Annotated in this window: 9 protein-coding genes; 8 read left to right on the plus strand and 1 reads right to left on the minus strand. The window is 64.3% G+C overall.

From position 1 onward, the window contains the following. Positions 1 to 98: 98 nt before the first annotated feature. From Q5Y72_RS19335 to Q5Y72_RS19355, 5 genes are all read left to right on the plus strand, one after another. Entirely contained in the window at positions 99 to 572 is a 474-nt protein-coding gene (locus Q5Y72_RS19335; protein ID WP_305965025.1) for a DUF3768 domain-containing protein, read from the plus strand. Between the two features lie 261 nt (positions 573 to 833). After that, positions 834 to 2,684 carry a ParB/RepB/Spo0J family partition protein gene (locus Q5Y72_RS19340; RefSeq protein WP_305965026.1) on the plus strand — a complete coding sequence of 617 codons (1,851 nt, stop codon included), beginning with the start codon at positions 834 to 836 and terminating at the stop codon, positions 2,682 to 2,684. Between the two features lie 70 nt (positions 2,685 to 2,754). Beyond that, a complete protein-coding gene (locus Q5Y72_RS19345; RefSeq protein WP_305965027.1) occupies positions 2,755 to 2,988 on the plus strand; it encodes a hypothetical protein in 234 nt (77 codons plus the stop codon). Between the two features lie 3 nt (positions 2,989 to 2,991). Beyond that, positions 2,992 to 3,408, plus strand: a complete 417-nt coding sequence (locus Q5Y72_RS19350; protein WP_305965028.1) for a hypothetical protein — start codon at positions 2,992 to 2,994, stop codon at positions 3,406 to 3,408. A 584-nt stretch (positions 3,409 to 3,992) separates the two neighbouring features. Beyond that, positions 3,993 to 4,247, plus strand: coding sequence for a hypothetical protein (locus Q5Y72_RS19355; RefSeq protein WP_305965029.1), 255 nt, complete (start codon positions 3,993 to 3,995; stop codon positions 4,245 to 4,247). A 242-nt stretch (positions 4,248 to 4,489) separates the two neighbouring features. On the opposite strand, the gene Q5Y72_RS19360 is transcribed toward Q5Y72_RS19355, so the two are convergent. Next, positions 4,490 to 4,858: a winged helix-turn-helix transcriptional regulator gene (locus Q5Y72_RS19360; protein WP_305965030.1), complete on the minus strand. Its 369-nt coding sequence runs from the start codon at positions 4,856 to 4,858 to the stop codon at positions 4,490 to 4,492. Positions 4,859 to 4,983: 125 nt separating this feature from the next. On the opposite strand from Q5Y72_RS19360, the gene Q5Y72_RS19365 reads away from it, so the two are divergent. The 3 genes from Q5Y72_RS19365 (at position 4,984) to Q5Y72_RS19375 (ending at position 6,664) form a co-directional block, all read left to right on the plus strand. After that, positions 4,984 to 5,367 carry an MAPEG family protein gene (locus Q5Y72_RS19365; protein WP_305965031.1) on the plus strand — a complete coding sequence of 128 codons (384 nt, stop codon included), beginning with the start codon at positions 4,984 to 4,986 and terminating at the stop codon, positions 5,365 to 5,367. 7 nt (positions 5,368 to 5,374) lie between these two features. Beyond that, positions 5,375 to 5,758, plus strand: coding sequence for a TfoX/Sxy family protein (locus tag Q5Y72_RS19370; RefSeq protein WP_305965032.1), 384 nt, complete (start codon positions 5,375 to 5,377; stop codon positions 5,756 to 5,758). 714 nt (positions 5,759 to 6,472) lie between these two features. Next, positions 6,473 to 6,664, plus strand: coding sequence for a hypothetical protein (locus tag Q5Y72_RS19375; protein WP_305965033.1), 192 nt, complete (start codon positions 6,473 to 6,475; stop codon positions 6,662 to 6,664). Positions 6,665 to 6,870: the final 206 nt, after the last annotated feature.

Genomic DNA, 6,870 nt, shown 5'->3' on the forward strand with positions numbered 1-6,870 from the left:
GCATGGGGCCTTTCGACGACAAGCAGAGAGGTCTCGCCCATCGGCGGAAAGCAGGCACCAAGCCCCGCACCGCCCGTCGCAAGAGAAGGACGATGCCCATGCTGGCCGAAGATAGCTTTGCCGTGGATTATTGCTGCACCACCTGCGGGACGATCATCAATGCCCTGACCTGCCCGAGCCATTGCCCGCAATGCCGGACCGCCGCGCCCGATCACGGTTTCCCGACCGCCGAGGCCGTGACAATCGCCGAGCAGAACGACCGTTTCCGGGCAGGGCTGCTCAAGGCGACCGCAAGCGATCTGCGCGGGCAGGTTGTCGTGACCTCTGCCGTCAACGCGATGGGCCGGGATTTCGTGACCGCCGCGCTGATGGCGGTGGCCGGGGATAGCAGCTTCACCCCGGATAATGACCCTTACGGCGATCATGGTTTCGGCACCGTCACCGTGCTGACCCTCAAGCTGTTCTGGAAGATCGACCTTTACGACGAGGAACTGGTTTACGGCTCGCCCGCGCCCGCCAACCCCGCCGTCACCCGGCGCGTCCTGACCATCATGTTCCCCTCCGATTACTGATCGCCGCAATCCGGCCCGCATCATGCTTCGGGCGGGCCGGTCAACTGCCACGGTAACCGGAAAGGAGGTGAGAACAACGAACCAATGGCTTGAACAGCGCATCGCGGAAGCGTGGGCGCTCGTCAGGAAGGGCGGTCACTCCGCGAAGATCGGCCGCGCCTTCCTGAACCAGCACGGGATCATCTGACCCCCTCGCCTCACCCGATCACGGGTGGGGCACCGATACCACGAAACCACAGTCGCAAACAAGGATATGACCCCATGAAACAAGGTGCCATCACCACCGCCCCGATCCAGTATTTCCCGCTGGACGCACTCTATCTCTCGGACATGAACCCCCGTCAGGACGCCGATCCCGACCGCATCGACCAACTGGCCGACAGCATCGTGGCCGTGGGTCTGTTGCAGAACCTCGCGGGCCTTGCCGACGAGGCCGGAAAGGTCGGGATCGTCGCGGGCGGTCGCCGTCTGCGCGCCCTGATCCGGGCCACCGAGAAACATGCCGACCTGCTGGACCGCCGCCCGGAACTGGCCGAAATCCCCGTCCGTCTGGCCCCCGACGCGGCCACCGCGCGGGCATGGGCCAGCGTCGAGAACGCCGCCCGCGAGGATTTGCACCCCGCCGATGAAATCCGCGCCTATGGCCGGATGGCCGAGACGGGCAGCGATGTGCCTGCCATCGCCCGCGTGTTCGCCGTGACCGAGGCGCATGTTTACCGCCGCCTTGCGCTGGCGGCCCTGCCCGCCCCGATCCTCGATGCGCTGAAAGCGGGCGAGATCACGCTTGAGGCCGCGAAATGCTTCACCGTGGCCCAGGACGAAGCCCTTGCGCTCGATATTCTGGACCGGCTGCGCGGACAGGACGTGTCGGTGCACCGCCTGAAACAGCTTCTGCAACCCGAAGCGATCCGCGACACCGACCGCCGCGCCGTCTATGTCGGGCTTGCCGCCTATGAAGGCGCGGGCGGTACCATCACCCGCGACCTGTTCGCAAACGAGGTATTTCTGGGCGATGGCGCGTTGCTGGACCGGCTCTTTGCCGACAAGCTGGCGATGGACGCCGAGGCCATCGGCCATGGCTGGACATGGGTCGAGACCAGCCCGGAAGCGTGGATCAGCTATGATGTGACCTCGAAACTGGACCGCATTTACCGGATCGAGGGCGAACTCACAGAGGAACAGGCCGCGCGTTTCGACGAATTGTCGGAACTGGCCGAGGCCGAGGCGCTGGACGCGGACGGACAGGCCGAACTGGCTGCGCTGGATGCCATCGCCCAAGGCGATTTCACCGACGCGCAGCGGGAACACGCGGGGTTGTTCATCTTCGTGGACAGTCGCGGGCAACTGACCGTGCAGGCCGCCTATGTCCGGGCCGAGGACCGCGAGGCCGCGATTGCGGCGGAGGTGCTGACCGGACACGCGGCCCGCAGCCGCGACGGCAGCGCCGCCGATGCCGCCCCGAAATCGCCCATCAGCAACGCGCTGCGCGACGATCTGGGCCGGGTGGCGCAGGGCGCGCGGCAGAACGCGGCGCTGCGCGATCCCGAATTGCTGATCGACCTGCTGGCCTATCAGGTGAGCCACGGGCTTGCCTGGCGCAAGCCGTTCGGGATCTCAATCGAGGACGTGCCGAACTGGCCGACCACCGAGGCCGAGGGCTATGCGCTGGACGAGCGGCTGACCGCCAACCCGCCGAGGGCCATGCACGGCAAGGACCTTGCCAAATCCTTCCGCGCCTTCCGTGCCAAGGGGGCCGAGCATGTTCGGGGCGAGTTGGTGCGGATGCTGGCCGCGCATTACCGGGGCGGCTCCGATGAACTGGCCGCGCTGATCGACAAGGAGACGAAGCCCGCGATCCGTGACGTCTGGACGCCCACCGCCGCGAACTTCTTTTCCCGCGTCGGAGGCCCTTACCTCAACGATCTTTGGTGTGATCTGCTGGACCTCGCCGCCGATCACCCCACCGCCACCAGCTTCGCCAAGCTGAAAAAGGGCGAGAAAGCGGCAAAGCTGGAAACCCTGTTCAGCGATGCCGACACGCGTAAGGCGCTCGGGATCACCGAGGCGCAGGAGGCCCGCATCGCGGCATGGCTGCCCGAGGGCATGGCCTGATAACAGAGGGGCGCGCGCGAAGATCGCGCGCCCCGGTCCCGGCAACCCGGTTTGAGAAAGGACAGCACAGATGGATTATGCACGGGAGAAATCATGGCACGGTCTTTCCTGCACCTGCGGCGGGGGCTACCGCGTCGGCCATGTCATCGGCTGCGAATATTCCACGGCGGCGGACAATCTCACCCAGCTGGAAACCGATCTGGCGCGCGCCGTGACCCACGGCGATCATGCGGAAGCCGCCGATCTGCGCCGCATCAGGGCCGGGATCGAGGCCGTCGCCGCACGAACCGCCACGGCAGGCTGACCCATGCGCTTCATCAGATCGGCCCGTCACCCGTTCACCGACACCGCCCGCAAGCGGGCCGCTCTGGTCCGCAGACAGAAAGCCGACCGGGACGCCCTGCCGCTGTTTGCCGCCGAGATCGCGGCCCGTCAGAAAAGCCCCGATGATGTGATGCAGGCCCGCGCGAATGCCTGGGCCGCGCAGGAGGCCCGAAGCCGCCAGCGCCGCGCCGATCAGTGGCGGCGTGCCCGCCGCCTGATCGACGCCATGCCACCACGGCAACGCCGCAGGGTCCGGGTGGCGTGGGACGGCGCACCCTATCCCGCCGATCCCGCCTATCTGCTGGATTTCCTGCACAGCCTTGAGGCCGGGCGCATCGCCCTCGATGCCCTGCCCTTCACTCGGCGGCGCGTGAACCCGCGCGGTCATGCGATCGCCTGAAAAACGGCGGCGGGAGTCACCCGCCGCCAGTCCAACAGGGAGGTTTGTTCAATATGTCTGACTGCACGACACATCGCCATCCTGTTTTTGCCGTCCCCTGCCCGACCTGTCAGGCGAGTGTCGGCGCATGGTGCTGCCGCCCGCGCGGACGCTATCGCGACTGAGCCTTACGCTTTCCTTCTGCGACGAAGGTTGACTGGCCCCGCCTCGTGCGGGGCTCTTTTTGTGACGAGGCAGGAATTGCCCTGTCCTGCCCTCGGCAGAACGCCGGGAGACAGGACAGGCCCGGCGCTTCGCGCCGAGCCGCGCCCCCTGGCGCGGCAGCGACAGCCAACCGGCGCAACAATCGTGCCTGGCTGTTAACCCGGCCGAGCCTCGGCCGGGGCCAGGCCGCACCACCCCACACGGTCTCTGGAGTCTCCCACACGGGTCAAGGACGGCGCCGCGCCGAAGGGGCGCGGCTGGCAAGCGCCCGTGCCGGGCGTCCCTGACCTCGCGTGTCCGATACCGCCGACCGCGCAGGGCGGGCGATATGCCTTCTCTGAATAGCGGCAATCACCTATATTGATACCAAGGAGACCAACATGGCGAACGCCCTGCACATCGATACTCTCAAATTCGCCCGCAAACTGGCGGCGGCCGGCCTCGATCAGAAGGCCGCGGAGGCAATCGCGGAAGGCATGGCCGAGGCAGATACCTCGACGCTCGCGACCAAGCAGGATCTGGCCGAAGTCCGCCGCGATATGGCCGAGTTCAAGGCAGATCTCTTTCGGCATCTCTGGATCATGGCGGCCGGCATCGTCGGTTTGACCGTCACGCTGATCAAGATATTGCCCTGAAAGATCGGCGGCCCCTTTGGGGGCCGCTTTGCCATGTTTCGAAGACGGGACGCGCTGGATAGCAAAGGGCGGCTGACGCCGCCCTTCCCTGCCTTGGCCCGACTTGCAGCAAACAACCAACCGGACCAGTACGGACGTTCATCCACAGAGCAGCGAAAGCCGGCGCAGAGCCCAACTTGCTGGATGCCGCGCGACGAACTGATGTCTCTTATGGGGTGGAAAACGGACAAGCGAGTTTCGCTTTAATCCGGGTAAAATTGAACGGCCGCTCCCATGAGAAAGGATTCTGGCGGCGTTGCGAGATCGGGCAGGTGCTTCTCGGCCCAAATGGCCATCTCTTGCAGGACGCCGAGCAAATCTGCCCCCTTTCTGGTTAATCGATAATCGTATCGCGGCGGGTGCTCACAATAGGCTTTGCGTTCGATCAGACCGTTATCAATCAGCAGCGCAAGGCGACTGGCAAGAATGTTGGTCGAAATCTTCTCCTGCATGTCGAGAAGTTCACCGTATCGGCACTTGCCGATGAACAGTGATCGCAGCACAAGCAGGCTCCACCGGTCCCCGATCAGGTCGAGGGTGCAAGCTATCGGGCAGTCCGAGCGTATATTCATCTAGTATCCATAGTTACTTTTGGTTTGCAAGTCACTATGATATGTGTAGCTTGTGTTTCGCAAGTGGCAAGCACGCCATGGATCATGCAAATGGCGGCTTGCGAGAAAGGCGAAGGACGACTGCATTGATCCTACCAATTTCCCTGGCTGCCGCAGGCGCGGCAGCGCTGATCAACTTCTGGCTGGCGATGCGCGTCGCGCGTCTACGCGGTCGGCATGATGTGATGATCGGTGACGGCGGCAATCACGAAATGATTGCTGCTATGCGAGCTCAGGCCAATTTTGTTGAGTACACTCCCTTTGTGCTCATCATGGCCGCTCTTGTCGAACTAGCCAAAGGCTCTTCCTTGCTGCTGGCGACCGTTCTTGGCGTTTACCTGATCGGTCGGATCGCGCACGGTGTTGGAATGACGGGAGACGTACGAGGGCGGATGGTCGGGACTGCGACAACGATGCTGACGCTGCTCGGCTTGGCGTTGTATGCAATTTTCCTGTCCTATTCGGGATAGTAGAAGCGTGGGACGGCAATCCGGCACCAAAGGAGTTGCGCTTACGCCTGCCCAATTGCTCTTGTGCGATTACATAAGGGACTCCCTGACGGAAGAACGCGCGGTGCGCGAAGTTCCCATGTTTGGCGGCTTGTCATTTATGGTCGACGAAAGAATGATCGTCGCGGCCCAGAAAAACGGTGATCTGTTGGTTCGTATTGATCCAGCGCAGAGCAAAGAATTGCTATGCCTACCTGACACCACACAAGCTGAAATGGGGAAAGGCCGCTCAATGTGGCTGAGCTGGGTTGTCGCAAAAGGAACCCTCACCGCCACCCAAGTCAGCTTTTGGATTGGCGTTGCAATGGCATATCGCAAACGTACGATCGCGCAGGGTCAAAACCGGTCATGATGGCGGGCGATGAGGAGGGCAGCAAGGTCCGCAGTGCGTAAGTTCATGTTGAGCACGGCGAAGGGCCGCCTTGGCACGATCAAGGGGGCGACCAAAGCTATCGGCGCATCGCCGGCAGGCCGGCGACCGTGCCCCAGTCGCGCTGTCGCGCGACCCGAGCCCACCAGGGCGATGCGGTCGGCTGCGGCGCCTGCGGTCTGTCTCGTCCCGAGCCAGATCCTCGATCGCCGGTCCGGACCGCCCTGCCCCGCCCGTCTCGGCCCATCCGGGTGACGGTCACTTGCGCGGGCTGGCCTACAGCCCTCGCGCAGAACCGGATCATCGGGCGGGCTTTCGGCCTCCCGCCAAGCCCGGTCATTCACCGTCCTGCGGGGCGAGCCTCGTGCCAGGAACAGAAACGGCGGCGGTTTCGGGCGCGGCCAGCAGGGTTGCGGCTGATCCGGACACGAGATGCGCAGTCCCAGTCCTTGCCATCCTTCCCGCTGCCGGTTCGTCGATCGCTTGGCTCCGTGGCCGGTTGGTCCTGTCCTGCAAGGGGCGTTTCTTCCCGATGAAACATGACAGGGCAGCGCGGCTGACGGCCTTCGGCCTTCAACGACGAATTTCCCCTGGCCTGCGGCCATTCCTCGCGCCCCAAATTCGCCTTTGACAGCCGCTCCGTCTGCCCTGTCCGCAGGGGTTTCATCGAAACGCCAGGCAGGAAAGGAAAATCCAATGGCCACCGAAAACATGAAGCTCCGCGTCAAAACCGGCGAGAAGGACGGCAAGAACTTCTGGGACGTCTGCGGCGTCCTCTTCATCAACCGCAGCCCCGCCGGTGAGATCACCTCGATCCAGGTCCGCCACAACATGTTCCCCGGCCTCGATATGGTCGCCTTCCCGAAACGGGCGGACGACCAGGAGTAACGGCAAGGGGCGGCAAAAGCCGCCCCTTCGCCGTTCCATCCAGTCGCTGCCGCGACGGCCTGCGGCCAGACAGATCATTCGCGGCCCGCCCACGAGGCGCGGGCCATGACGGGCTGAGGACGTGCCGGGGGATCGACGCGGGCCGTGCCCGCGCTCACCCTCGCCCCGACGATGTTTCCCTTTCCTTTGTCCGCCACGCATCCGGT

It is taken from the genome of Paracoccus spongiarum (assembly GCF_030732095.1).
GTDB classification, from domain to species: Bacteria; Pseudomonadota; Alphaproteobacteria; order Rhodobacterales; family Rhodobacteraceae; genus Paracoccus; species Paracoccus spongiarum.

What these genes read in the sequence shown, in the direction of transcription:
- Q5Y72_RS19375 (WP_305965033.1), top strand. Translation starts at nt 6,473, where the DNA reads ATGGCCACCGAAAACATGAAGCTCCGCGTCAAAACCGGCGAGAAGGAC.
- Q5Y72_RS19360 (WP_305965030.1), bottom strand. Translation starts at nt 4,858, where the DNA reads ATGAATATACGCTCGGACTGCCCGATAGCTTGCACCCTCGACCTGATC.
- Q5Y72_RS19335 (WP_305965025.1), top strand. Translation starts at nt 99, where the DNA reads ATGCTGGCCGAAGATAGCTTTGCCGTGGATTATTGCTGCACCACCTGC.
- Q5Y72_RS19345 (WP_305965027.1), top strand. Translation starts at nt 2,755, where the DNA reads ATGGATTATGCACGGGAGAAATCATGGCACGGTCTTTCCTGCACCTGC.
- Q5Y72_RS19350 (WP_305965028.1), top strand. Translation starts at nt 2,992, where the DNA reads ATGCGCTTCATCAGATCGGCCCGTCACCCGTTCACCGACACCGCCCGC.
- Q5Y72_RS19355 (WP_305965029.1), top strand. Translation starts at nt 3,993, where the DNA reads ATGGCGAACGCCCTGCACATCGATACTCTCAAATTCGCCCGCAAACTG.
- Q5Y72_RS19340 (WP_305965026.1), top strand. Translation starts at nt 834, where the DNA reads ATGAAACAAGGTGCCATCACCACCGCCCCGATCCAGTATTTCCCGCTG.